Here is a 25,808-nt window from a genome sequence, read left to right on the forward strand (position 1 = left end):
TTATGTATAAAGTATTAATCGTTGATGATGAGCAAAGAATGCTTGATTTACTTGCCTTGTATTTGCGACCTCATTCTTACATTTGTCAAAAAGCTTTAGGGGCTAAAGAGGCGTTGTCTAAACTCAAAGAAGATGTGTTTGATATTGTTTTGCTCGATATTATGATGCCGGATATGAACGGATGGGAGCTTTGTGGTGAAATTAGGCGATTTTCAGACGTACCAATTATTATGGTGACTGCACGTGATCAGCAAGAGGATCTTGTGAAGGGACTAAAGCTTGGGGCAGATGATTATATAACGAAGCCTTTTAATGATGGTGAACTCTTGGCTCGTATGGAGGCATTACTTCGTAGAGTTCAACCGCAAGATCGAGTAGAAGTGAATGGTTTAGTATGGGACAAAGATCGATTTGAGGTTTTGTATAAGGGAAAGCAGATTAAAATGACGCCGAAAGAGTTTTCGATGATTGGGAAATTCATGCAAAATCCAGACCGTGTTTTTTCAAGAGAACAATTGATTGAACTCCTTTGGGGATATGATTCTCATACGGAAGGGCGAACCATCGATTCGCATGTCCGTAATATGAGAGAAAAAATTCGCCAGGCTGGATTTCCTATAGATGACCATTTTAGAACAGTATGGGGCATTGGGTATAAGTGGATAAATGCGCAACCTTAAATGCTGTTCCTATTTTCGACATTGTTTCTTCATTATTTCTCGATAAATTTTCGTTAGGATAAAGTCGAAGGGAGGAGTAAAACAATGAAGAAAAAAATGGTAGGCATTGTTTTAGCAGCTACGCTCGTTTTTGGTATAGGGAATATCGCTTTTGCTCATGGTAATAATAATTTAGAAGGCTGGAGCTTTGAAGAAATGCTCCCATTCATGAAAGAAATGCATCCGAATGTACAGGATGAGCAATTAGAACAAATGTATCAAAACTGTCATGGTAACTGGCAGCAATCTCCAATGCAGGATGCTGGAGCATTTTAACGCCTTACATGTAATTTTATAATTCAAACCTGATATGTTATCTTTTATCCTGCATGTAATTGGTAGGAAGGAGAAGTGGGGGAGAAAGAAGAACCCCGTTCATTAAAACTTTTATGATAGAAGAGAGTGTGTGAATTTATCTGCACTCTCTTTTTTCATCCTTTTATATCGAAAATTCGCTTTGCATTTTTTCTGTTCTAATCTAGCCGAAGTATGCTATTTTAAGGGTAGGGAATAAGGAAATATTTTAGTTATTGCCTTTTTCCGCCGTTGGGAATAGCATGGTAGTAAGACATTTTTTGGAGAGGGTTTGGATAATGAAGAAAACGAAAGTTGGTATTATATTTGGTGGAAAATCAGCAGAGCATGAAGTATCCTTGCAATCTGCGAAAAACATTGTAGATGCCATTGATAAAGAAAAATACGATGTTGTGTTAATTGGGATTGATAAGCAAGGAAAGTGGCATTTAAATGATAGCTCGTCCTATTTACTAAATGCGGAGAACCCCAAACTAATTCAATTAAATAAATCAAATGATCCGGTGGCAATTGTTCCAGGAACTTCTGAACACCAGCTTATCCATGCAGCAAATGCAAGTGTATTAGAGCAATTGGATGTTGTTTTTCCAATTGTCCATGGAACACTGGGAGAGGACGGTAGCCTTCAAGGAATGCTGCGTCTTGCCAACTTGCCATTTGTAGGACCAAGTGTGCTTGGCTCATCGATTTGTATGGATAAGGATATTGCAAAACGCCTCTTGCAGGATGCAGGTATTCAAGTAGCGAAAGGTGTTTCCTTCACAAGCGCGAAGCGAAATGCAATCAATTATACTGAAATCGCAAATGATCTTGGTACACCAATGTTTATTAAGCCAGCGAACCAAGGATCCTCAGTTGGAGTAAGCAAGGTAGATACAGAAGCGGAATTTTACGAAGCAATTAGAGTTGCTTTCCAATATGACCATAAAGTAATTATTGAAGAAAATGTGGTTGGAAGAGAAATTGAGTGTTCTGTATTAGGAAATGAGAATCCGATTGCATCACTACCGGGAGAAATCTTACCACAAACAGCGTTTTACTCCTATGAGTCCAAGTACATTGATGAAAAGGGAGCGGATTTAGCCATTCCGGCTAATCTATCTCCTGATTTAAGAGCTAAGGTCCAACAAACAGCAGTTCAGGCATTCGAGGCACTTCAATGTGAGGGGCTTGCTCGAGTAGACTTCTTTTTAACTGCATCGGGTGCATTGTATGTAAATGAGATTAATACATTACCAGGCTTTACAAAGATTAGTATGTATCCAAAGCTTTGGGAAGTAACAGGTATTTCTTATCCACAATTAATTAATAAGCTAATCGATTTAGCAATTGAACGACATGAACGGGATCAGAGCTTGAAAAGCTCTGTTTGGGAATAAAAAAAATAGCAAGTGACCAGCCTACACAGTGCTGGTCACTTGCTTTATATTATGAGCCTTTATAGGTTGAGAATTTTTCTGTTGCTGGAATACGCTCTTTTCGAATAGGCTTTTCATCAAAATAACCTAAGTGAAGGAAACCAACTATTTTTTCGTTTTCTTGTATGTCAAGAATCGCTTTTACGTTTGGATCATAAATATGTGGATTTGTTTTCCACACAACGCCTAGCTGTTTTTCCCATGCTAGCAACCAAAAATTTTGTATCATACACGCAGTTGCTCCGTAATTCTCTTCCCATTGCTTTTGATTATCAGGCTCTTCCATAATAACAACTAGAATTGCACGTGGTTCATTTAAATAGTTTTCCCGATTTTCCTGTTTTTCTTCAGGATAGGTGGCAGCCACTTGCTTAGCGAATGCTGCTTTATGTTCGGCATCGATGAATATAAACCGCCAGGGCTGGCGCATCCCATGTGTTGGCGCCCAAACGGCATTGTTAAGAAGCTCGAGGACGGTTGCTTCTGTAACTTCTTGTTTCGTATACTGCTTTTTTATTGATCGACGATCTTTAATAATTGTCGCAATGCTATCCATATCTATCTCCCCTTTAAATGCCCCATTATTCTATAATGATAATCATTCTCAACTATAGATTGTAATTCATCTAGTTTCATAATGCAACTAGATGAAAAAGTTGGTAAAGTAATGTATGATTGTGCAGGTCGTTTTATGATATACGAGTAAAGGACTTGATTCGTACAAAGATTCAAGTAATAATAAGAGATGGTATTTCGATTCAACTGGGAAATTGTAATACAAATCATGTGAATCATTTCACAATAGGGGGATTTTTAGTGAAGGCATTTTTGCAGAAAAAAGGGGTTTCACTTTCTCTACGTGCGTATGTAATTACCGCGTTAAGCTACATGGCGCTTGGATTATTTTCTTCATTGATTATTGGATTGATTATTAAAACAATTGGTGAACAGTTGTCTTCTTATCAATTTTCAACCGTTGGTGCATACCTAGTCGAAATGGGTACATTTGCAATGGATCCGAAAATAATGGGGGGAGCAATTGGCGTAGCGATTGCATATGGCTTGAAGGCTCCACCGCTCGTATTGTTTTCTGCTCTTTTCGCAGGTGCTTTTGGGGCAGATTTAGGTGGGCCAGCTGGAAGCTATGTGACCGCTTTATTTGCAACAGAAATTGGAAAGCTTGTCTATAAAACAACACGGGTGGATATTATTGTCACACCATTTATAACGATTGCGGCAGGATTTATTACAGGAACCTTGATTGGACAGCCGATCAATTCTTTTATGGTTTGGTTTGGAGGTTTGATTAATTGGTCAACTGAACAGCAGCCTTTTTTGATGGGGATTTTAGTTGCTGTTCTGATGGGGTGGGCTTTAACAGCTCCTATTTCAAGTGTGGCAATTGCACTCATGCTCGGTCTTGATGGGGTTGCAGCAGGTGCGGCGGCGGTCGGATGCTCTGCGCAAATGGTTGGTTTTGCTGTTTCGAGCTATCGTGAAAATGGATTTGGGGGATTGCTTGCACAAGGGATTGGAACTTCTATGCTCCAGGTACCGAATATTTTAAGAAGGCCGATTATTATCCTACCACCGACAATTGCAGGAGCAATCTTAGCTCCATTTGCAACCGTTTGGTTCAACTTAATTAATAACCCGTCTGGTGCTGGAATGGGGACGAGTGGATTTGTCGGTCAAATTATGACGTTTGAAGCAATGGGTTTTTCGTGGCAGTTGTTTTGGATCATTCTTATGTTGCACATTATTGCACCTGCTCTCATTAGCCTCGTCATTTCAGAGTGGTTTCGCAAGCTTGGCTGGATTAAGGCTGGGGACATGAAGATTGTCTATGAATAAATATAATGGTTCTTTTCTAGATTGGAATTTTTGCTTTATTTCGCTTATGCTAATGACAATGAGAAAATAGGGAGGGATGGAAGTTGGATAAATTTATGGAGCGTGCGGTAGACCTATCATTAGAGAACGTTCGTGCAGGCGGTCAGCCGTTCGGAGCAGTGCTCGTTAAAGATGGAGAAGAAGTTGCTGAAGGTGTGAATGAATTGCATATCAAGCATGATGTAAGTGGACATGCTGAATTGTTAGCTATTCGTCGTGCTCAAGAAAAATTACAGACGAATAATTTACAAGGCCATATTATGTATGCGAGCGGCGAACCATGTCCAATGTGTTATACAGCTATGTTCTTTGCTGGGATAGAAAAGGTATATTATTGTTCATCGATGGAGGAGGCAGCAGAAGTTGGACTAGATGCGTCGACCATTCTTTATCATGACTTAAAGCATCAACGAGAAGATCGGAAAACGGTTGAAATGATTTCGATGCCATTAGAAAATGGACAGGATGATCCAATGAAGCTATGGGAAAGAAAGCAGAAATAAATAGATTTACTTTCTTGAGCACACGATTTTCCGTTTAATCTGTTTTAATTTGTTCCCTGTATTTATGGGCGGATAATGGAAGATAAGAGGTTAGGGGGACATGCATGATGCTATATGAAATATTGGTTTTTATTCATGTGCTTTCAGCTATAATTGCGATTGGTCCTGGGTTTATGCTGACATTTATCGTGACGAAGGCAAAGACGATGACAGAACTAAAGCATGCCTATGAAATTCGAAGTAGGATGCATGTAGTTGTTATGGTGGGTGGCATTTTATTGCTCATCACCGGACTAGGAATGGGGCTGTTGCATCCTTTTCTTTTTGCAAAGGGATGGTTTGTCGGAAGCCTTTTTTTATTCATCGTAGCTTTAGCTATGGGACCCTTCGTTTTATCTCCGCTATCAAGACCGATTAGAGCGTTGTTAGCAGAACATGAGGGAGAAGAGATTCCAACGGATTATAAGCTCATGTCAAAAAAGCTCTTTTTAGCGGAGCATGTTGAAAATAGTATGCTATTTATTATCGTTATATTAATGCTATGGAAACCATTTTAACATTGGAAAGGAACGTTTTTACAAAGTGATGTAAAGCGTTCTTTTTTATTTAATGATTTTTTTAAAAAAGTTTGAAACATCTAAAAAACGGGAACTATATATTGCAATCATTTATTGAACATGCTATATTCGATAACAATATATTTTGTTCAATTCACTAATTGTATTTCCGCTTAATAGGTTATAAAAGGGGGTTGAAGCAAATGAGAAAGGTATCATTGGAAGAAGTGTTTACACATCCGATAACACAGAAATATTTAAAACGTTCTGGGATAGCACATGCAGTTGCAGTAACAGAATACGCCTATATTTTTGCCAAGCGCTTTAATGTAAATCCTGATCATGCAACGAAAGCAGGTCTACTCCATGATATTGGTCATTATACATGGTATCGTGATGGCGAATGGGATTATGAGCTTTATAAGGAAAATGATATTCATGCAATTAAAGGTGCGAACCGAGCGCACAAGCTGTTAATTCGTGTTGGTGAAGATCGGCATGCGGCAAAGGAAATTGCGGTGGCCATTTTACTACACACAGATTCCTATTTACCAGAAGGACAGCTCGAGCTTAAACCATTGCAACGAATTGTTAGTCTTGCTGACGAAGCAGATGAAGAATCAGGTGGAAACCACCATTATCGAACAATCGAATTTCACGTCGCTTTAGAACGGATACGTGCCTTAGATAATAAAATTGAAAACGATGAACTTAAGCGTATCTCTCATTCTAAAAAAGAAATGGCTTAGGCTCATCGTTTTATTCATACATCCATCAATGCCGTATTTACGTTCTTTATCATTTGCGTGCGTTTAATTTAGCTTTTCTACGTATTCTTCAAGTGTGAGCTTATTGTCCGTGATTTCCTTTGCTGCTTTTTTACCAACAAAGCGGAGGTGCCATGGCTCATATTGATACTTTGTAATTTCCTCTTTTCCTTTTGGATAGCGAATAATGAATCCAAATTCGCTTGCGTGCGTTTGAATCCATTTCCCTTCCGGAGTTTCTCCAAATTCAATAATTAGATCAAAGCTAACAGCTGGGCTTGTAACATCCATCGTTAAGCCGGTTTGATGTTCACTTTCTCCAGGTCTTGCACTATATTTATTGGCGGCTTCTTCCCCGTTTTTGCTAACGTTCGCTGCAAAAATACTTTGTTGTCTTGTAAACGAACGATATCCGGATTGAGCAAATAAATCAACTCCTGCTTTATCTGCAGCTGCAAACATTTTCTCTAACGCTTCTGCCGCAGGCTTTCGCATTTGCTTTTTAGGGAGATCCTCTGAAAATGGAAAGCGAACAGCTGGTGTTACCAAATCCTCTGGAATAAATGTTTCAGGCAATGCATGTGATTTATTTACTAAAACGAGAATCTCATAAGGATTCGAAACTTCTACCTTTTTATCTGCAGTTAGCTCCGACTTTTTCCACGGTAAAGCCTTACCAGGTGTAATTGCTAGTTGATTAGCTAACACCTTCTCCAAAAGCTGCTTCGTTTTCAACGTATAAATTCCAGTAATCATTTCTTTACTTGTTTGCATTTGAAAATCAGTTATAGCCCAAACTGTTTCCGAATCATATACGTCTGTATTTTTTATAGCATAGCCTGCTTGTATGAGCACCTGCTGTAAATTTGATACTTGTTTTCCGGTATCTCCTTTCTGTAATTCCGAGAAAGGAAGCGTTGGTTTATTTGTTGTATCATCCTGTTTGTCAACTTGCGGGTTTTGCTGTGAATCTGGATTTTTAGGGGTAGCTGTTTCCGAAACGTTTTCCTTCGTATCGGTAGGCTCGTTGGGTGTCGCATTGCAAGCTGTGGCAATGAGTATAGTTAAAGCCATTAGAATGAAGGTGCGACAATACTTGTTGAACATAATCATTATCTCCCTGCTGTTGTTACGGTATCACCGTAAATCATACTTTTCTCTGACATGTAACTGGCAGTACCACCCTTTTATGAGGATAAGAGGGAAAACTGAAAGTCACATGTTCGATTGTATTCAACTAACAATCAGTGGATGAAAGAAGTCCCTTGATTGAAGTTTCATTGTATCTCTAACTTATATTTTCTCACATATATTTAGCTTTCTGCAATAGGCATAATTAGGCAAAAAAGAGTAGCTGCTTTGCATTTCTTTTGCCAGCGGGTTAAATTTAAATTATATCTAAAGGAAAAGGAAGGGAAGCTATGAAGCATTTTTATAAAAAGGGACAGGATGAACGAAAACCAACCTTGCTCTTATTGCATGGAACTGGCGGTACGGAGAATGATTTACTACCAATCGCCGAAATTATCGATCCAACTGCGTCAATTCTTGGTGTGCGAGGAAATGTATCTGAAAATGGAATGAATCGATATTTTAAACGAATTGCTGAAGGCGTTTTTGATGAAGAAGATTTGCTTTTCCGAACAAAGGAGCTATCCGATTTTTTGGATTATGCCGCTGAACAGTATGAATTTGATCGGAACAATATCGTAGCGATGGGCTATTCAAATGGAGCCAATATTGCAGGAAGCTTACTTTTTCATTATAAGAATGTATTACAGGGTGCTATTTTACTGCATCCGATGGTACCGAGAAGAGGTGTAGATTTACCGCTTATGAAGAATCTGCCTGTTTTTATTGGTGCAGGAAAGAATGACCCAATTTGCCCTGCGCAAGAAACGGAGGATTTAGCTGCTTTGCTTTCCGAAGCTGGCGCATCCGTTCAAGTATATTGGGATGAACAAGGACATCAACTGACAAGAGGAGAGATTATTGAAGCTGCGAAATGGTATAAGCGCTTATTCAAATAGCTAATGAATAAAAAAGGATTGTTAAGTCCTTGTGCATGAAGAGGGAGATGCACAACTCCGCTTTTTATTCATACATATATAGGAAAAAGTATGGGTGGGAATCGGAGTGACATCGAGTGAAGCTTCACGTCAGCAAGCGCACCAAATGAATTTTTCGTTATATACGATACTGTTCTTTTGGTGTGCACTTGTGATTGTCTCAAGCGTATATGTGACGACGCCACTTTACAATGTGTTTTCTCTTACATATGAAGTGGGTACAGCAACTTCTACGTGGGTGAGTGGAAGTTTTTCCTTTTGTTATGCAATTGGATTCCTATTTTTTGGGATTCTTGCTAACCGTCTTGGGAGTAAAGAGATCATTGTTCTAGGCCTCGCATTGCTTACACTCATCACCTTTATAATCGGATTTATCGATCATTTTGTGTGGCTCGTTATTTTAAGAGGGATACAAGGATTTGTCGCCGCCACCTTCGCACCAACAGCACTTGCATATGTATTTGAACTTTTTCCGGCTCGATTTCGGATCACTGCGATAGGTTTTATGAGCTTTGGCTATGTAACCGCAGGAATCTTCGGTCAAGTTATTGCTGAAATCGTAAACACCCTGTTTCATTGGCAAGCAGTATTTTTATTGTTTGGCTGTTTCTATTTTGTTACTTATGTTGCTGTAAGACGAATTCTACCGAAAACTGCGCATACGAGTAAAGAAGCAGGACTGCAACAATTTGTTCAGGGGTCGGCAAAAATTTTTCAGCAACGTGATTTTCAGTTATGCTATGGAATTACCTTTTTGCTCCTGCTTACATTTATCGGGATGTATACGGTCTTAGAGGCTACTTTAACGAATGCTCCCTATTTTCTGTCAGACCGGCAAGTATTATTTGTTCGGGCTATTGGGATTATTGGCATGGTGGCTTCGCTTGTTGCGAATCATTTTGTTCGTAGACTGGGGATTGTGCGAGCACTTCGAATGGCTATCGGAATTGCTGTGCTGGGACTGCTTTGTATGGGATTAGGACAAATAGCTGCAATCGTTGTTGGAGCAAGTGTTGTATTTGTCTTCGGTATTTCATTAGTATTTCCTCTTATTATGATGTACATCGGTAAAATAGGGGGAGAACATCGAGCAATTAGTAATGCATGGTATGCGTTTATTCTTTTCGTTGGAGCTACAATTGGTCCTCTCATCGCTGTTACATTAATGGAGATGGGGAGTATTTCCAGTACTTTTGTTGGTCTGGCTGCTATTTTATCAGTTGGCCTTGTTTTGTCGGCTTTGTTAAAAGAATAACGCAAATGCAATGGCATCCACGAAAGGTGAATGCCATTAATGAACCAGTGTTTATCGCCGCTTCTAGTTCTATTTTTCTGCATACAGCTTGCAAATTTCTACAACCGTTTGTGCTGCCTTTTCCATGTTATCTACTGAGATGTATTCAAATTTTCCGTGGAAATTTTCTCCGCCAGTGAAAATGTTCGGTGTTGGCAGTCCCATATAGGAAAGCTGTGAACCATCTGTGCCGCCACGAATTGGCTGAACAATTGGAGTGATGCCGATATTTTTCATCGCTTGATATGCAATATCTACGATTTCTTTAACAGGCTCAATTTTATCCCGCATATTATAATATTGATCTGTTAATTCAAGCTCTACACTTTTTTCACCATAGCTTTCTTTCATTTCTTGAACAAACCGTGTGATGGTTGTTTTTCGGTTCTTAAAGCTTTCTTTGTCAAAATCACGAATAATATAAGAAATGATTGTTTTTTCGACGTCACCATGAATGGAAGATAAATGATAAAATCCTTCATATCCTTCTGTATGCTCTGGTGTTTCCTGGTCTGGTAGCTTACTTATAAATTGCGCTGCCATTCTACCAGCATTCACCATTTTATTTTTGGCTGTCCCTGGATGGACACTATTGCCATGAAAGGTTATCTTGGCAGCGGCTGCATTAAAGCTTTCGTATTGCAGTTCGCCTAAAGGTCCACCATCAACCGTATATGCATAAGAGGCATTAAATCGCTCGACATCAAATTTGTGTGGACCGCGCCCAATTTCTTCATCCGGTGTAAATGCTACCCGGATTTTTCCGTGCTTAATTTCCGGATGCTTGATTAAATAATGCATTGCGGTCATAATTTCAGCAATGCCTGCTTTATTGTCAGCTCCTAGTAGTGTAGTACCATCCGTTGTAACCAATGTATGTCCTTTATAGCTAGGGAGCTCAGGGAAATCTCGTCCAGAAAGAACAACATGCAATGCTTCATTTAAAATGAGATCATTTCCATCAAAGTCCTCGACTACTTGTGGATTCACATTCTTCCCCGTGAAATCAGTCGCTGTATCTACATGAGCGAGAAAGCCGATTGTAGGCATTTCCTTTTCGGTGTTAGCAGGGAGGGTAGCCATCAAGTATCCATTTTCATCTAATGATACCTCTTTCATCCCGATTTCTTTCAATTGATCAACGAGTAGATGAAGTAAATCCCATTGCCCAGGTGAGGATGGAGTTGTTTCACTGTCTTCATTGGACTGTGTATCTATTTTGGCATACGTAATCAAACGTTTGATTAATTCTTGCTTCATTATGTCAGCTCCTTCTTCGTTATCAGCGATTATTTTCTTCATTTTATCATAATTAACGTAGAAGTATGTTTACGAACATCCCACTTCCATGTATGCTATTTGAAAATAACATAAAAAGAAGGGGTATGCATGATTCGGAAGATCCATGTAGAAGATGCAGAAGCGCTCACAAAGCTTATCCAAGAAGTAGAAAAAGAAAGTAGATTTATGTTGTATGGTGCCAACGAACGCGTTACAAGTGTAGCAAATCAGCGTAAATTGATCGTTTCTTTAGTTCAAGAAGAGAATGGTATGATTTTCGTTGCTGAAAAAGATACAAAGCTAGTCGGATATGTCATGGCAATTGGCAATAAAGTACCAAGAACAAAGCATCGCATGTATGTTGTCGCAGGAATTCTATCCTCACATCGAGGACAAGGAATTGGCACAGCATTATTTGAAAAACTTGATGCTTGGGCGAAAGAAGTCTGCATCCATCGTTTGGAGCTAACCGTCGTTACAGAGAATAAAGCAGCTGTAGCACTTTATCAAAAAATGGGTTATACCATTGAAGGAACAAAAAGAGATTCATTATCGATTGATGGTACTTTCTTTGATGAGTTTTATATGGCAAAATTATTGTAGGAAGATTTTAAAAATAAGGAGGAGCTACATGACGTATTTAATAAGCACAGATCGACTAAAGCGACGGATGAATAACAATACAGTGATTGTGGATACGAGATTTGAATTAGCTGATCCAGATGCTGGAAGACAAGCATATTTAGAGAATCATATCCCTGATGCTGTTTATTTAGATTTAAATCATGATTTGTCCGGAAAGCCGTTGAAGCATGGTGGAACACATCCGCTTCCTGATTTAGATCAATTTGCGCAAAAGCTCGGGAATATAGGGATAGATCATGACACAACCGTGGTTATTTATGATCAGGATAATCACATGTTTGCCCCACGGCTATGGTGGATGCTACATACGTTAGGCCATCGTAAAGCATATGTATTAGACGGAGGCTATGCACGGTGGGTTGCAGAAGGAAATGAAGTGACTCTAACTGTCCCAAGTCTAACGAAAAAACAGTTTGTGCCGCAAGTAGATGAAACGGCATTTGTTGATATTAAACAGTTAAAAGAAAAGCTAAAGGAAGATGACGCTATTTTAATTGATTCTCGATCAAAAGAGCGTTACCTAGGTCAAACGGAACCAATGTATCGTAAAGCTGGACATATTCCGGGGGCGGTTCATTACTTTTGGCAGGATGTGCTAACAGAAAAGGGGCGTTGGAAAAGTAATCCTGATTTAGCCCAGCACTTTGCAGCGTTACCTAAAGAGAAAGAAATTATCGTATCATGTGGCTCTGGTGTATCGGCAACACCGAATATATTAGCATTAAAGATGATTGGGTATCAAAATGTAACGCTTTATCCAGGCAGCTTTAGCGATTGGATTTCCTATGAAGAAAATGAAGTAAGAACAGGAGAAGAACATCATGGATAAAAAGCGCTGCGCATGGGTGACAGGGGAGCCAGTGTATATTGCTTACCATGATGAAGAGTGGGGGCGCCCGCAATATGACGATCAGAAGCTATTTGAAATGCTTTGTCTTGAAGGAGCTCAAGCAGGCCTTAATTGGCTAACAATTTTAAAGCGGAGAGAGGCGTATCGGGAGGCTTTTGCGAATTTTGATCCGTCAATCGTATGCAACTATAGTGCTAAAAAGGAAGATACACTCATGCAAAATGCAGGTATCATACGCAATAAGCGTAAGATTCATTCTGTTGTTCAAAATGCAAATGCGTTTTTTAACGTTCAAGCAGAATTTGGCAGTTTTCATGCATATATTTGGCAATTTGTTGGCGGTGAACCAATCGTTAATCATTGGAAAAATATCCATGATGTACCAACATCTACGAAAGCATCTACAGAAATGAGTAAGGATTTAAAAAAACGAGGTTTTTCTTTTGTGGGACCAACGATATGTTATGCATTTATGCAGGCTACAGGAATGGTTAATGATCACACAGATGATTGTTATTTGTCTCCTACAAATAACATAAAAACCTAAATGAGAAGAATAAGGCTGAGATATAATAGAAGCTATTGTAAGCATATGCAGTTTGAAATGGGATCGCTTTTACTACAGGCACAAGTGTGACAGTTCCAAATGCTTATAAGGCTCGTGCGTTCCCTTGGACAAGGAACGCACGAGCCGATACATCGTAAGCAGAAAAAACGATCTTTTTTATCAAGATTTCAACTGCTCACTAAATTCATTTATTTAATAAATAGAATCTACATCAAAGTTTCAACTAATTCATTTGAGTTTCTTGGATGAGACATTTTGATCTCATCCCCATTCTTTTTTACAGCTTGAATACGTTAACTTCTTCATTTAATTGCTCTGATAAATTTGCAAGCTCTTCTGCGCTATTGGACACCTCTTCCATAGAACTAGATGTTTGTTGCGCAGAAGCAGCAGCCTCTTCTACTCCAGCGGCAGATTCTTCTGAAACGGAAGCAATTTCTTCAATCAAATGATTCATATGCTCACTATTTTGTGCGATTTCTTTTAGATTTGTAGAAATATAGTTGATTTTATCCGTCATGGAAGAAACGGATTGATTAATCACTTCAAAGTTTTTACCAGTGTCTTCAATTTGATTTGTTCCTTCTTTTACAACGTTATAGCCCGAATTTAGAGAATGAACGACCTGGTCGGTTTCCGTTTGGATACGTTGAACGATCGTTGTAATTTCTCCTACCGATGATGCAACTTGTTCCGAAAGCTTTCTTACTTCATCGGCAACAACGGCAAATCCACGGCCATGCTCGCCGGCTCTTGCAGCTTCAATTGCTGCATTTAAGGATAATAAATTCGTCTGGTCGGAAATATCTTTGATAACAGATACAAGACTCGTAATTTCATTGGATTGCTTGTCTAGTCCTTGTACCATTTGTACGGATTGGGAAACAATGGCATCAATTTTTCGCATCTGATCCACGGATTTCTCCATCATGGTGGCTCCTTGCTTTGTAAGATCTAGAACCTCCTTCGAACTAGTAGCAACCTCAAGACCATTTTGCTCTGAATGATGTACCTTTTCTACAAAATCACGCATCGATTCAGAAAGATCAGCAGCACTTGTTGCTTGTGTTTCTGCACCGGATGATAGCTCCTCCATTGTCGTTGCGATTTGTTCATTTCCTTCTCGAACTTCATTTGCAGATAATTTAAGTGCATCGCTTCGAGACGAAACCGATTGAGAAGCAGATGTCACCTTAAGAAGAATGTTACGGATATTCTTCTTCATTGTGTTGACTGCTTCAGCTAGTTGTCCAATTTCATCTTTTCCTTCATAGTGCATGGATTCGATCGCTAGATTTCCGTTTGCTACTTCAGAGGTGATATCGACAACCTGCTTTAAATTAGCAGAGATTCTGCGGCTAATAAGAATCATTAGGATACTTCCTATGATGACGGCGATTGTATTTGCTATCGCCAATGTTATCGTGATAAGTGTTAAGCTAGCTTTTGTATTATTAACTGCTGTTCCTTGTTCTTTTTTGACAATATCCATAAGTTGATTTACTAAATCTACCGTTTCGGTTCGTAACTCAGAAGATTGATTTCGAATGGACATCGCCATATATTCTTGCTTATTTTCTACTGCGCTACTGATTTCACCGAAGAAAATATCATTGATCTTGGAATCATTTTCTTTAACCTTCGCAAAAATAACCTTTTCGTGCTCTGTTTTTAATTGAGGCTCTAATTTTTCTGTTAAACTGTTAAAGCTTTCCTGATAGGTTGTAAATGCCTCTACATACCGTTTGCTCCCTGTTAGCAGGTAATCGGATATTTGTACATCCTTTACTTGAATAAGTGCAGCCATTTCTGCCATGTCATTAACAAGTAAGCTTCGCTGATCAATTTTTTCAATGTTTGTTTCGGTACTATTAAGCTGTATAAATACAGTAGACCCTGCAACCATAAATAGGATGGCTACAATAAAAAATGCAGATAGATATTTTCTACCTATGCTCACGTTTTTTGCGAAATTCCTTTGTTTGAAGCGAACACGTTTTTCTTTTTGTGCTTTTTCCGTTTTTATCTTAGGTGTTTTAATTTTTCGACTCTTTTGTTTAAAAGCTTGAAATAGTTTTTTCATATAAATCCCCCAAAGTTTTATTCTCCCTTTCTTTAATATCGGCTAAATGAACTGATTATTTAGTCCTATTTAAAATTTTGCGATAATTATAGCGTTTTTATTGAAATCCCCCCATGTTTTCTAGTAAGATACATAATTGTGTGTTCAAGACAGAAGCGAATATCACGGAGCGTCCAAGGAGTTTGAGTACTTGAACGAAAGACGGAGACTCCTGCGGAAAGCGTCAGACTAGAGTGCAAAGTAATGGGTTTAAGTAATGTTTTTTAGAAACAGTGAGAAGCAATAGGTGAAAAATAGTGCCTCATCTTAATATGAGAGGAGGGATAGAATGGATACCGTCTTTTTAGAGGAAGAAAAAAGTAAAGAAGAGATAAAAAAATCACTTGATGATGTGGAACTGCAATTATTTCGTATGAAGGAGAGTATTAAAGAAATCGCTAAAAGAAATGAAGTGATTAGTATTGATCAAACGAGAAAGGACAGTTGGGTGGTTGTGTACGCGGATCGTGATGAAACGGTTTGCCAGTTAATGCTTCATGATTGTCAGCATCCATTTCGTGGGAACTGGGATTCTGCAATTCAAGCCGAGTTCCAGGATGCGCATACGATCCATATTGCAGATATTAAAGGGAAGCAAAATAGAGGCTATGGATCAGTGCTCATCAAACATTTAAAAGAGATTGCTAGAGAAGAAAATGTGCAATACATTACAGGCGATATTGCTGAACGTGATGCAGACCATTTTGATCGATTAACATATTTTTATAGAAAGCACGCATTTCAAGTAGATATTGACTATGAGGAACAGTGCGGAGAAATTCTTTGGAACGATAGTTGAGTAGTTTGAAGATTTTCGTAGTGCATACGTATTAATGTAGAATTACAATTGCGTTTGTTGGGCATTTCTGTGATAAACTAAAAGTAATTCTTTGGAGAAGGGGTGCATGTCATGAAATATGTTACATTAAATAACGGTGTGAAAATGCCACAGTTGGGATTTGGTGTTTGGCAGGTTCCAGATCAGGAAGCAACTCCGGCAGTAGAGAAAGCATTAGAGGTAGGCTATCGTTCGATTGACACGGCAAAGGTGTATGAAAATGAGGCAGGTGTGGGCAGAGCGTTGGCAAATAGTGATGTACCTCGTGAAGAACTCTTTATTACTACAAAAGTTTGGAATAGTGACCAAGGATTTAGCAATACATTAAAGGCTTTTGATGCTAGCCTTGATCGACTCGGACTAGAATATGTTGATCTTTATTTAATTCATTGGCCAACGCCTGAATTTGATGAATATGTAGAAACGTATAAAGCACTTGAAAAGCTTTATCACGATGGACGAGTGAAAGCCATTGGAGTATGTAACTTTAATATAGAACATTTACAACGATTAATCGACGAATGCGAGATTGTTCCAGCTGTAAATCAAGTAGAATGTCATCCGTATTTGCAGCAGCAGGAATTAAAGGATTTTTGCCAACAGCATGATATTTATTTAGAAGCGTGGAGTCCGCTTATGCAAGGTGGAGAAGTATTAGGCAATGGAACGGTGAAAGAGATTGCTAGTCAATATGGAAAGACACCTGCACAAATTATCATTCGTTGGCATCTTCAAGCAGACCATATTGTGATTCCAAAATCAGTAACCCCATCACGGATTGAGGAAAATTTTAACGTGTTCGATTTTGAATTAAGTGGGGAAGACATGGATAAAATTGCGAAGCTTAACCGAAATGAACGAAAAGGACCAGAACCAAACGACATGAATATGCGTTAATATAACTTGATTATCGTCTATAGCATTGAAAAAACCAGACAAGATTCGATCTACTGTCTGGTTTTTTCTGTAATCCTCTATTAAATAAGCATTAAAATAATTCGATAGAAACAATAAAATGCAAAGAGGAAAACAGTAGCTACTTTTAAATTGTTTCGTGCAACATATAAATAGGATATTAAAAATACACCAACATACATAAAGCTTGGACCTAGAGACGATAGCCAATAGTGTACTTGAATGTCCAAGATTTCCAGTGGAATCGAGGCAGCTAATAAAATTACTGGAATAATAAACGTTGCACCTAGCTTTTCCATAAAGTAATTTACAGTAAGTTTACTTCCTAATTTCTCAGCATACCATTTATAGACGGGTAAAAGTGCAGCTAAAGCGATGGCATAGGAAATGGCACGACTAAAATGATCAAAGTAATCCTCAAAGGAGGTAAAATAAGATGAAAACTCACCATATAATGTCATTGTGCCAATAAATTCGCTAAGAATAATTAAAGCAACGAATACAATCATGTTGATTAAACCAAACATATGATAGCCTTTATAATCATTGCTTAGAATTAAATCCGGTGTTTGTATTGTTTCTTTGACGAATTGGAAGTAATCTTTCGCAGTGTTGTTCTCAGAGGCCTTAGTTTCTTCTACTACGGAAGTATCCTTGTGATCTTGATTTGTTTGATTTTCCATGAATATTCCTCCCTGTTACTTTTAGCCCAAATACATAGGTTTACCTATTGTACCTTTTGTTGGAATATTTGTAAATAATTCAAAAGTAACAAATATTTTCATATAAAATCATTTTAAATTAGCATAAAAATATAGTATAGTAAAGCTAATATTGTTCATCCATTTTGAAAGGAGTGATGTTTTATGATTTTCAATAGCAAAATAAGCATGACGTTAACTTACATCAAAATGGAGGAACTGTTCGTATAAAAAAGACGCTTCCTCCATCCAATAGGGAGGAAAAAAATTGAATCCATTACACATGCTTGGATGGGACCAAGCAATATCGGTGCAAGATGAATCACAATTTGCGCGCGTTATTACTGTACAAAAAAATAGCTATCAAGTTTCCGATGGTGAAACAGAATATATTGCACATGTAAGTGGTCGTTTTTTAAATGAGGCAACAGATACATTAGATTTTCCAGCGGTTGGTGATTGGGTGAAAGTCCAAAAACTTAAGATGGAAAAGAAAGCAGTAATTACCGGGTTGTTAGCGCGTAAAAGTGCATTTATTCGGCAGGCTGCCGGATTTAAGACAGAGGCGCAAGTGGTTGCCGCCAACATGGATTATGTACTAATCGTCCATTCGTTAAATCACGATTTAAATGTGAGAAGAATGGAGCGTTATATTCTATCCACTTATGAAAGCGGTGCTAGTCCAATTATTGTATTAACAAAAGCAGACCAATGTAGTTTAGATGATGTCGAACAAGCAATAGAAAAAATAGAAGAAGTTGCAATCGGTATTCCGATAGTTCCAATAAGTAGTATTACAGGGCAAGGGTTGGAGCAGTTGGTACCATATATCGAAAAAGGAAAAACGATCGTGTTACTTGGATCATCTGGTGTAGGAAAGTCAACGCTTATCAATGTTTGGATGGAGCGTGATGTACAGGTAACACAAACAATAAGGGAAGATGATAGCAAAGGGCGTCATACTACGACGCATCGTGAGCTTTTTCTTCTTCCGAATGGCGCAATGGTAATTGATACACCAGGCATGCGAGAGCTTCAGCTATGGGATGGCGATACAGCGTTGGATACAACGTTTCAAGATATTGAAGCATTTGCAGAAGCTTGCAAATTTCGTGATTGTCAGCATGAAACAGAGCCCGGCTGTCGAGTCCAAGAAGCAATCGCTGTAGGCGAATTATCTGAAGGGCGATATCAAAGCTATTTAAAGCTACAACGAGAGCTTGCCTTTGAACAAAGAAGACAGGATCAAAAAGCAAAGCTGCTTGAGAAAAGTAAGTGGAAGCAAATTACGAAACAACAAAAATCGCACTATAAGCAAACGAAAAAGAAATAAATGAAATGACTAGCAGGTATTTGCCTGCTAGTCATTTTTAGGATGAAACACCCGTTGTATCGCTTTCTCATATTCATGGAAAAATGCGGGCGCTTTTTGATTGGAATAACCCATATACATATTTGCAGCAATTGCTTCATAATACCATTGCTGTTTTTCTTTTGGTGCATTAAATAAGTGCCACACTTTCTCCCCGATTTCATTATACTGTTTTTCAATATCTAACAAGTTATCTAATTTATCAGCAACAATGAGTTGTTTTACCTCTTCATTTGCAGTTCGAACCAGATCGATTGTATGTTGTTTCCGCTCCTGCCATGATTTCGATTTATCTTCGGTATGTGCGGCAACAAGCGCTGATACAACGGAACCGAATGCATTCTCAATATCCTCGAGCTCACAGGTAGTATCTTCTACGACATCATGCAAATACCCTGCGCAAACAAGCTCATCACGGCAACCAGCGCTTTCTAGTAATGCAGCTACACGAATTGGGTGGGTAATATAAGGAACATTTCCATGCTTGCGAACCTGTCCGCTATGGGCCTGGGATGCAAATGATTTTGCTTTGTTTTTCATTTTAGTTCTCCTTTCGGTAAGGTACAAATCGAGTGTAAGAGTTTCGAGCATTGCTTCCTTTGAGCTTTTAGAATGGTGATTTTCCTTTGGTAATGATTAACAATTTTAGGCATAATGTTATTATAGCACACATGTACTATTTTAATGGCGTGTGCTGAAGTGAATAGAGGCTGGAAGAAGGGATGAAGAGAAGCACTCACACCAGATGTAGATATTGTTTTACTCATTGTCAAGTTATTTTGAGCCTTTTTTCTTTTCAATCCATGGGTAAACAAGTAAACTAAAATAAATTATTTGTTTGGAGAGGAATACGTGTAATGGAGTTTCACTCATATCCTGCTATATATGTCGATTATATCCATTTAAAAGTGAGTAATCTAAAACGCTCACTTTCATTTTATCAAGGGGTTTTAGGATTTAATATGCTAGAAAGCAAGCAAAAAGAAGCGACTTTGACGCTTAATGGGATAGACCCTTTGTTAACTATAGAAGAAATTGAAAACCCAATTCCGAGAAATCCAGGGGAAACAGGGTTATTTCATATTGCCTATCTACTGCCAAAGCGACGTGACTTAGCTAGCACACTTTATCACCTATTAAAGACGGGTTACTCAATACAAGGAGCCTCCGACCATCTTGTAAGTGAAGCCATTTATCTTGCAGATCCAGATGGAAACGGGATTGAAATTTATATTGACCGTGCCCCCGATACATGGAAATGGAATGGACAAAGTGAAGTCAAGATGGCAACTTTGCCTCTAGATGTTGACGATTTATTGAAGGAGACAGAAGAAAGCGTGTGGTCGGGTTTGCCAAAGGAAACCAGAATTGGGCATATTCATTTACAGGTTCATGATTTAAAAGAGGTGACAGCATTTTATTCATTGGGATTTGGATTTGATGTTGTATCTAATTATGGAAAACAAGCACGATTTATCTCGACTAGTGGCTATCATCACCACATTGGATTAAATACGTGGAATAGTCTGGGTGGAAAAAAACCTCACCCTCTTTCTATAGGAATAAAATACTTTCGTGTTGCGTTGTCAAAAGAGCAAAGAGAAAAAGTAAAGCATCGTTTAGTAGATTTAGGCTATTCTGTTAACACTCAGAGTGAATATTATACTGTACAAGATCCAAGTGGAAATATTATTTTATTTTGAGATTTTCCTTGATTGCTTAACAGTTTCGAACTCTTCAATTACTTTTCCATAAATATTTGGTATGATGAAGGTAATTGTGAGGGTTCTTTTTTAAGCTAATAGAAGAAAAACATGACAATAGGATGTGACATAGATGGTGGAGGAAGGAATTAATAGACGGAAAACGGAGCACATTCGTCTTTGCTTGAATGACCAGGTAGAAGGAATAAATAAATCAACAGGCTTAGAAGGGATAGCTTTTATACATAATGCTTTACCAGAAATCAATTTTAATGATATTCAGCTAGGAACATCTTTTTTAAATAAGAAAATTTCTGCACCATTTTTAGTCAGCTCAATGACTGGTGGTTCGAAGCTTGCTACAGATATCAATCAGAATCTTGCAAGAGCAGCAGAGGAAAAAGGGTGGGCGATTGCACTTGGCTCCACTCGCGCCTTATTAGAAAGTGATGCCCATCAGGACTCCTTTCTTATACGAAAGCAAGCGCCAACGGTTCCGTTAATTGCCAACCTAGGTGCTGTTCAGTTAAATTATGGCTATGGCGTAGAGGAAGCACAACGTATTGTGGATCAAACAGAAGCGGATTCACTTGTATTACATTTAAATAGTCTTCAGGAAGTAATTCAGGATGAAGGAGATTTGAATTTTGATTCGCTCTTACCAAAAATAGAACAGCTTTGTAAGCATGTTTCTGTTCCAATTGGAGCAAAGGAAGTTGGCTTTGGTATTGATGGAACGGTAGCTGAAAAGCTTTACAATGCAGGAGTAGCTTACATCGATGTTGCAGGTGCAGGTGGTACTTCGTGGAGTCAGGTTGAAAAGCTTCGCTCACAGGATCCATTACGTAAGGCAGCAGCAGAAGCGTTTAATAACTGGGGAATTCCTACAAAGGACTGTATCGTATCAGTGAAAAGCAAGCTCGGAAATGTTCCAATTGTTGCAAGCGGTGGCATGAAAACAGGTGTAGATGCTGCGAAAGCGATAACCATTGGGGCAGATGTGATTGGCTATGCGCGTCAGCTTCTTCAAGCAGCAACAGAGTCAACAGAAGCGGTCATTCAAGCAATGGATCAAATCGAATTAGAATTAAAAATAACGATGTTTGGAATTGGTGCAAAAACGTTAACAGACTTAAAAAATACGACGCGTGTTTCGATTATGGGGAAATCCTTATTAGAGGAATAAATCATTTCCCATTGCAATGCATCGGTCAATTGGAGCTTCCATTTGACCGATGCTTTTTTAAAAAATTCTGCGCATGAAGGAATAAAATCTATAATCTTTTTCCGATAGCTCCATTCCTATAAGCACAATGATGTATTCCTAATGAAGGAATATGCTAAAATAACATACAGAAATGAGGTGCTATGATGAAAATTGAAGTGTGGTCTGATTTTGTTTGCCCATTTTGTTATATAGGGAAACGAAAACTAGAGAAAGCATTAGAAAGCTTTCCACATACAAAAAATGTTTCTATTGAGTATAAAAGCTATGAATTAAACAAAGACGGTGAAAAAAATCCTGGCATTAGCATCCATGAAGCGCTCTCTCAAAAGTATGGGGTTTCAGTTGAAGAGGCAAGAACGATGAATGAAAACATTGCAATGCAGGCAAGTGAGGTAGGCTTACAGTATCATTTTGATTCAATGAAGCCAGCAAATACCTTTGATGCCCATCGTTTAGCTAAATTTGCTGCTAAAAAAGGCAAAGGTGCTGAAATGACAGAACGATTATTAAAAGCATATTTTACAGATTCCAAGCTAATTAGTGATTATGCAACATTGGTGGATTTAGCTGAGGAAGTCGGCCTGTCACGAGAAGAGGCAGAGGAAATGCTTCATTCAGAAACCTATTCCTTCCACGTGCGTGCTGATGAAAAACAGGCAGAGGAAATTGGAGTCCAGGGTGTACCGTTTTTTGTCTTTAATGAAAAGTATGCGGTATCTGGGGCACAGCCAGTAGAGGTGTTTTCGGAAGTCCTTGAACGGGTGTGGCAAGAACAACATGAAAAGCCAGTACTACAAAGCTTGAATCCACAGCAGTCAGAAACGACTTACTGTACGGATGAAGGTTGTGAAGTAAAGCGAAAATAAAAGGATAGTAAAGACGCAATCTTTTATAATAAAAAGGTTGTGTCTTTTTTTATGTTGCAATCGTCATTTGATTAATTACAACGCTTAAATGAATAAAACTATTTATATAGACATTTCGTATGCCACTATTGACGTTCGTTTGAAATATGCTATACTCGAAATACATGTAATTGATAATGAATATCATTATTAATTAGAATGATATAAAAATAATAATCATTATAAATGGAGCCGTTTTGGGGAGAGGATTGTGGATACATTCGTAATCCTAAAACGAGAAGGACTTACTATGAAAATACGTTATTTAGTAGTTGTGCTTATTCTTTTATCAATCGCCTCCGTTTTTATCGGAGTTTCAAACATTTCTATATTCCATATTTTCTCCATGTCGGAAGAGCAGGTTCATATTCTCACGGTCAGTAGGATTCCTAGACTTATTAGTATTTTAATTGCTGGCATGAGTATGAGTATTTCTGGGCTTATTATGCAACAACTCAGTCGTAATAAGTTCGTTTCACCGACAACGGCTGGAACATTAGATGCAGCAAGACTTGGTGTGCTTGTCTCATTAATGATATTTACGGCAGCTACCCCACTTCAAAAGATGCTTGTGTCGTTTGCATTTGCTTTATTAGGAACATTTTTCTTTATGAAAATCTTGGAGAAGATTAAATTCAAAGATGCTATTTTCATTCCGCTTGTCGGTTTGATGTTCGGAAACATCATCACTTCGGTGTCTACTTTTTTTGCTTATAAAAATGATCTCATCCAAAACATGTCTTCCTGGATGCAAGGCGACTTCTCGATGATTATGAGTGGAAATTATGAAATCATGTATATTAGTATTCCAATTCTTGTGATGGCATATTTATATGCGAATAAATTTACGATCGCTGGAATGGGAGAAGATTTTGCTAAAAATCTTGGGCTTAATTATCGTCAGGTAGTTAATTTAGGGTTAATTATTGTTGCACTTGTTACTGCTTCGGTTGTTTTGTCTGTTGGTGTCATTCCGTTTTTGGGCTTAATTATCCCCAATATCGTTACCATTTATCAAGGGGATCATTTAAAGAAAAGCTTAGTGCATACCGCATTACTAGGGGCAATATTTGTTTTAGCTTGTGACATTATTGGCAGAGTGATTATTTATCCGTATGAGATTCCGATCAGTTTAACAGTAGGTGTGATTGGAAGCGGCTTATTTATGTATCTGCTAATAAGGAGAAAACGCTATGGGTTATAGAAAAAAAACAATCATATTAGCTGTTATCGCTTTGTTATTAGCTATCTTGTTCATTTTCTACGATTTACACGGTAATATTGATTATATTCTGCCGCGAAGAGTCATCAAGGTCGTAGCGATCATTCTTACTGGGGGAGCAATTGCGTTCTCGACAGCAATCTTTATGACGATTACGAACAATCGTATTTTAACGCCAAGTGTCTTAGGCTTAGATTCGCTTTACTTACTCATTCAAACAATCATTATTTTTGTTTTTGGTTCGCGCTCACTCGTGATGATGAATAGTAATGTGAATTATTTGGTCTCTATCGGATTTATGGTGCTTTTCTCACTCGTCCTCTACCAGCTTCTATTTAAAGGCGAGAAGAACAATATTTATTTTCTGTTGTTAATCGGAATGATTCTTGGTACATTTTTCGGAAGCTTTACATCGTTTATGCAAGTACTTATTGATCCAAATGAGTTTATGGTTGCACAGGATAAAATGTTTGCAAGCATTAACAATGTTAATACAAATCTCGTTTATTTATCCATGGCACTTATTATCGGCGTTACGCTGTATTTCCTCCGGTTTTATAAATATTTGGATGTGCTTGCATTAGGGAAAGATCATGCTGTAAATTTAGGGGTTCCATATGATCGCGTCGTTAAACACTTACTCATCGTGGTTGCGGTGCTTATATCGATTGCGACTGCCTTAATTGGACCAATTACATTTCTCGGACTATTAGTGGTCAATCTCGCTTATGAATTTTTAAAAACATATCGTCATTTTTATTTAATTGTCGGTTCCATGTTAATCAGTATTATTGCATTGCTTGGTGGCCAGTTTATCGTTGAAAAGGTGTTTACATTTGTGACGACGATTAGTGTTATCATCAATTTTGTTGGTGGCGTCTATTTTATATATCTTTTGTTAAAGGAGAATAAATCATGGTAGATATCAAAAACTTATTCAAGTCATACAATCAGAAAAAAGTGATTGATGATGTGTCTCTATCTATTGAAAAGGGAACAATTACATCCTTTATCGGGCCCAATGGCGCTGGTAAAAGTACATTGATATCAATGGTTAGCCGCTTAATCGCAAAAGATAATGGCGACATTACAATCGATGGCAAGGATATTATGAAAACAAAGAACAATGAGCTGGCTAAGAAAATATCGATATTAAAGCAGTCGAATGCCATCAATTTGAAGCTAACAGTTAAAGAGCTTGTTTCCTTTGGGAGATTTCCTTATTCGCAAGGGAAGCTAGGAAAAGAAGATTGGGAAAAAGTAAATGAAGCAATTCAGTACATGGAGCTTGAAGACATGCAGGATAAATTCTTGGATGAATTAAGTGGTGGACAACGACAACGTGCACATATTGCGATGGTAATCGCGCAAGATACAGAATATATTCTGCTTGATGAGCCGTTGAATAACTTGGATATGCGTCATTCCGTACAAATAATGAAAACATTACGCAGACTTGTGGATGAACTAGGAAAAACGATCTTGATTGTAATTCATGATATTAATTTTGCATCATGTTATTCAGATTATATTGTCGCCTTAAAGGATGGGAAGATTGTCAAGCAAGGTCGTACGTGTGATGTTATCGATAAATGTGTGTTAAAGGATATTTATGATATGGACATTGATATTAAGAATATCGATGACAAACGAATTTGTGTGTACTTTTAGATCACTTGTGTTGTCTGCTCGAAACGTCTCATTTGAATAAAAAAAAGCTCCTCGCAATGGAAAAATACGTATAGGAACCATTGCGTGGAACTCTCACATGTTTATTTTAACCTATTTCTACAAATAGGTAAACGCGTTTAGAGAAAAGGCAATTTTTTATATAAACCATCACGTTAAAAGGAGGAATCGATTCTTTAATTATTAAAATAGATAAAGTAAACCATAATGTGGGGCAATGCAGTTGCCAGCACA

Annotated in this window: 27 protein-coding genes; 21 read left to right on the forward strand and 6 right to left on the reverse strand. The window is 38.1% G+C overall.

The features are described from left to right. The first annotated feature begins 2 nt into the window (after window positions 1-2). The 3 genes from SPK86_RS10900 (at window position 3) to ddlA (ending at window position 2,413) form a co-directional block, all read left to right on the forward strand. Complete coding sequence (locus tag SPK86_RS10900; protein WP_284140818.1) at window positions 3-680, forward strand: response regulator transcription factor; 678 nt, start codon at window positions 3-5, stop codon at window positions 678-680. Between the two features lie 84 nt (window positions 681-764). Continuing rightward, window positions 765-995, forward strand: a complete 231-nt coding sequence (locus tag SPK86_RS10905; RefSeq protein WP_284140819.1) for a CUE domain-containing protein — start codon at window positions 765-767, stop codon at window positions 993-995. A 317-nt stretch (window positions 996-1,312) separates the two neighbouring features. After that, window positions 1,313-2,413, forward strand: coding sequence for a D-alanine--D-alanine ligase (gene ddlA, locus SPK86_RS10910; RefSeq protein ID WP_284140820.1), 1,101 nt, complete (start codon window positions 1,313-1,315; stop codon window positions 2,411-2,413). 49 nt (window positions 2,414-2,462) lie between these two features. On the opposite strand, the gene SPK86_RS10915 is transcribed toward ddlA, so the two are convergent. Continuing rightward, window positions 2,463-3,008, reverse strand: a complete 546-nt coding sequence (locus SPK86_RS10915; RefSeq protein WP_284140821.1) for a nitroreductase family protein — start codon at window positions 3,006-3,008, stop codon at window positions 2,463-2,465. Window positions 3,009-3,268: 260 nt separating this feature from the next. On the opposite strand from SPK86_RS10915, the gene SPK86_RS10920 reads away from it, so the two are divergent. The 4 genes from SPK86_RS10920 (at window position 3,269) to SPK86_RS10935 (ending at window position 6,154) form a co-directional block, all read left to right on the forward strand. After that, entirely contained in the window at window positions 3,269-4,306 is a 1,038-nt protein-coding gene (locus tag SPK86_RS10920; protein WP_284140822.1) for a PTS transporter subunit IIC, read from the forward strand. Window positions 4,307-4,389: 83 nt separating this feature from the next. Beyond that, on the forward strand, window positions 4,390-4,848 hold the full coding sequence (locus tag SPK86_RS10925; protein ID WP_330949356.1) for a nucleoside deaminase: 459 nt from the start codon (window positions 4,390-4,392) through the stop codon (window positions 4,846-4,848). Between the two features lie 104 nt (window positions 4,849-4,952). Next, window positions 4,953-5,405, forward strand: coding sequence for a DUF2269 family protein (locus tag SPK86_RS10930; protein ID WP_284140824.1), 453 nt, complete (start codon window positions 4,953-4,955; stop codon window positions 5,403-5,405). Window positions 5,406-5,608: 203 nt separating this feature from the next. Further along, window positions 5,609-6,154: an HD domain-containing protein gene (locus SPK86_RS10935; protein WP_284140825.1), complete on the forward strand. Its 546-nt coding sequence runs from the start codon at window positions 5,609-5,611 to the stop codon at window positions 6,152-6,154. 63 nt (window positions 6,155-6,217) lie between these two features. Here SPK86_RS10935 and SPK86_RS10940 read toward each other — a convergent pair whose 3' ends face one another. Continuing rightward, window positions 6,218-7,279: a D-alanyl-D-alanine carboxypeptidase family protein gene (locus tag SPK86_RS10940; RefSeq protein ID WP_284140826.1), complete on the reverse strand. Its 1,062-nt coding sequence runs from the start codon at window positions 7,277-7,279 to the stop codon at window positions 6,218-6,220. A 314-nt stretch (window positions 7,280-7,593) separates the two neighbouring features. Here SPK86_RS10940 and SPK86_RS10945 point away from each other — a divergent pair, with 314 nt between their 5' ends. Together SPK86_RS10945 and SPK86_RS10950 are read left to right on the forward strand one after the other, a co-directional pair. Then, a complete protein-coding gene (locus SPK86_RS10945) occupies window positions 7,594-8,202 on the forward strand; it encodes an alpha/beta hydrolase (protein WP_330949357.1) in 609 nt (202 codons plus the stop codon). Between the two features lie 106 nt (window positions 8,203-8,308). Continuing rightward, on the forward strand, window positions 8,309-9,496 hold the full coding sequence (locus SPK86_RS10950; protein ID WP_330949358.1) for an MFS transporter: 1,188 nt from the start codon (window positions 8,309-8,311) through the stop codon (window positions 9,494-9,496). Between the two features lie 69 nt (window positions 9,497-9,565). On the opposite strand, the gene pepT is transcribed toward SPK86_RS10950, so the two are convergent. Then, window positions 9,566-10,795, reverse strand: a complete 1,230-nt coding sequence (gene pepT / locus SPK86_RS10955) for a peptidase T (RefSeq protein WP_330949359.1) — start codon at window positions 10,793-10,795, stop codon at window positions 9,566-9,568. 129 nt (window positions 10,796-10,924) lie between these two features. On the opposite strand from pepT, the gene SPK86_RS10960 reads away from it, so the two are divergent. Genes SPK86_RS10960 through SPK86_RS10970 form a run of 3 tightly spaced genes read left to right on the forward strand, consistent with a single transcriptional unit; the run spans window position 10,925 to window position 12,858 of the window. Beyond that, window positions 10,925-11,419 (forward strand): GNAT family N-acetyltransferase, encoded by a 495-nt coding sequence (locus SPK86_RS10960; RefSeq protein ID WP_284140830.1) that lies wholly within the window; start codon window positions 10,925-10,927, stop codon window positions 11,417-11,419. A 28-nt stretch (window positions 11,420-11,447) separates the two neighbouring features. Then, on the forward strand, window positions 11,448-12,290 hold the full coding sequence (locus SPK86_RS10965) for a sulfurtransferase (RefSeq protein WP_330949360.1): 843 nt from the start codon (window positions 11,448-11,450) through the stop codon (window positions 12,288-12,290). After that, complete coding sequence (locus tag SPK86_RS10970; protein ID WP_330949361.1) at window positions 12,283-12,858, forward strand: DNA-3-methyladenine glycosylase I; 576 nt, start codon at window positions 12,283-12,285, stop codon at window positions 12,856-12,858. Before SPK86_RS10965 ends, SPK86_RS10970 begins: the two co-directional genes overlap by 8 nt. Window positions 12,859-13,156: 298 nt before the next feature. On the opposite strand, the gene SPK86_RS10975 is transcribed toward SPK86_RS10970, so the two are convergent. Beyond that, window positions 13,157-14,962 (reverse strand): methyl-accepting chemotaxis protein, encoded by a 1,806-nt coding sequence (locus tag SPK86_RS10975; protein WP_284140833.1) that lies wholly within the window; start codon window positions 14,960-14,962, stop codon window positions 13,157-13,159. A gap of 328 nt (window positions 14,963-15,290) precedes the next feature. Between SPK86_RS10975 and SPK86_RS10980 the strand changes: the two genes are divergently transcribed. Both SPK86_RS10980 and SPK86_RS10985 read left to right on the forward strand, forming a co-directional pair. Next, on the forward strand, window positions 15,291-15,800 hold the full coding sequence (locus SPK86_RS10980) for a GNAT family N-acetyltransferase (RefSeq protein WP_284140834.1): 510 nt from the start codon (window positions 15,291-15,293) through the stop codon (window positions 15,798-15,800). 111 nt (window positions 15,801-15,911) lie between these two features. Continuing rightward, a complete protein-coding gene (locus SPK86_RS10985) occupies window positions 15,912-16,736 on the forward strand; it encodes an aldo/keto reductase (RefSeq protein WP_284140835.1) in 825 nt (274 codons plus the stop codon). 80 nt (window positions 16,737-16,816) lie between these two features. Here SPK86_RS10985 and SPK86_RS10990 read toward each other — a convergent pair whose 3' ends face one another. Beyond that, window positions 16,817-17,437 carry a hypothetical protein gene (locus SPK86_RS10990; RefSeq protein ID WP_284140836.1) on the reverse strand — a complete coding sequence of 207 codons (621 nt, stop codon included), beginning with the start codon at window positions 17,435-17,437 and terminating at the stop codon, window positions 16,817-16,819. Window positions 17,438-17,738: 301 nt separating this feature from the next. Here SPK86_RS10990 and rsgA point away from each other — a divergent pair, with 301 nt between their 5' ends. Further along, window positions 17,739-18,788: a ribosome small subunit-dependent GTPase A gene (gene rsgA, locus SPK86_RS10995; RefSeq protein WP_443089776.1), complete on the forward strand. Its 1,050-nt coding sequence runs from the start codon at window positions 17,739-17,741 to the stop codon at window positions 18,786-18,788. A gap of 27 nt (window positions 18,789-18,815) precedes the next feature. Here rsgA and SPK86_RS11000 read toward each other — a convergent pair whose 3' ends face one another. After that, on the reverse strand, window positions 18,816-19,367 hold the full coding sequence (locus SPK86_RS11000; RefSeq protein ID WP_330949364.1) for an HD domain-containing protein: 552 nt from the start codon (window positions 19,365-19,367) through the stop codon (window positions 18,816-18,818). A gap of 317 nt (window positions 19,368-19,684) precedes the next feature. Here SPK86_RS11000 and SPK86_RS11005 point away from each other — a divergent pair, with 317 nt between their 5' ends. The 6 genes from SPK86_RS11005 (at window position 19,685) to SPK86_RS11030 (ending at window position 25,556) form a co-directional block, all read left to right on the forward strand. Next, entirely contained in the window at window positions 19,685-20,530 is an 846-nt protein-coding gene (locus SPK86_RS11005; protein ID WP_284140838.1) for a VOC family protein, read from the forward strand. 136 nt (window positions 20,531-20,666) lie between these two features. Then, entirely contained in the window at window positions 20,667-21,716 is a 1,050-nt protein-coding gene (gene fni / locus SPK86_RS11010) for a type 2 isopentenyl-diphosphate Delta-isomerase (RefSeq protein WP_284140875.1), read from the forward strand. A 185-nt stretch (window positions 21,717-21,901) separates the two neighbouring features. Continuing rightward, window positions 21,902-22,624 (forward strand): DsbA family oxidoreductase, encoded by a 723-nt coding sequence (locus SPK86_RS11015; protein ID WP_284140839.1) that lies wholly within the window; start codon window positions 21,902-21,904, stop codon window positions 22,622-22,624. A gap of 289 nt (window positions 22,625-22,913) precedes the next feature. Continuing rightward, the gene (locus SPK86_RS11020; RefSeq protein WP_284140840.1) at window positions 22,914-23,867 is read left to right on the forward strand and encodes an ABC transporter permease; all 954 of its coding nucleotides are present in this window, start codon (window positions 22,914-22,916) and stop codon (window positions 23,865-23,867) included. Beyond that, a complete protein-coding gene (locus SPK86_RS11025; RefSeq protein WP_330949365.1) occupies window positions 23,857-24,807 on the forward strand; it encodes an iron chelate uptake ABC transporter family permease subunit in 951 nt (316 codons plus the stop codon). Before SPK86_RS11020 ends, SPK86_RS11025 begins: the two co-directional genes overlap by 11 nt. Next, on the forward strand, window positions 24,801-25,556 hold the full coding sequence (locus SPK86_RS11030) for an iron ABC transporter ATP-binding protein (RefSeq protein ID WP_284140842.1): 756 nt from the start codon (window positions 24,801-24,803) through the stop codon (window positions 25,554-25,556). Before SPK86_RS11025 ends, SPK86_RS11030 begins: the two co-directional genes overlap by 7 nt. Window positions 25,557-25,808 lie beyond the last annotated feature (252 nt).

Origin of the sequence: Virgibacillus sp. MG-45, from assembly GCF_036409425.1 — a bacterium.
Lineage (GTDB): Bacteria > Bacillota > Bacilli > Bacillales > Amphibacillaceae > LDC-1.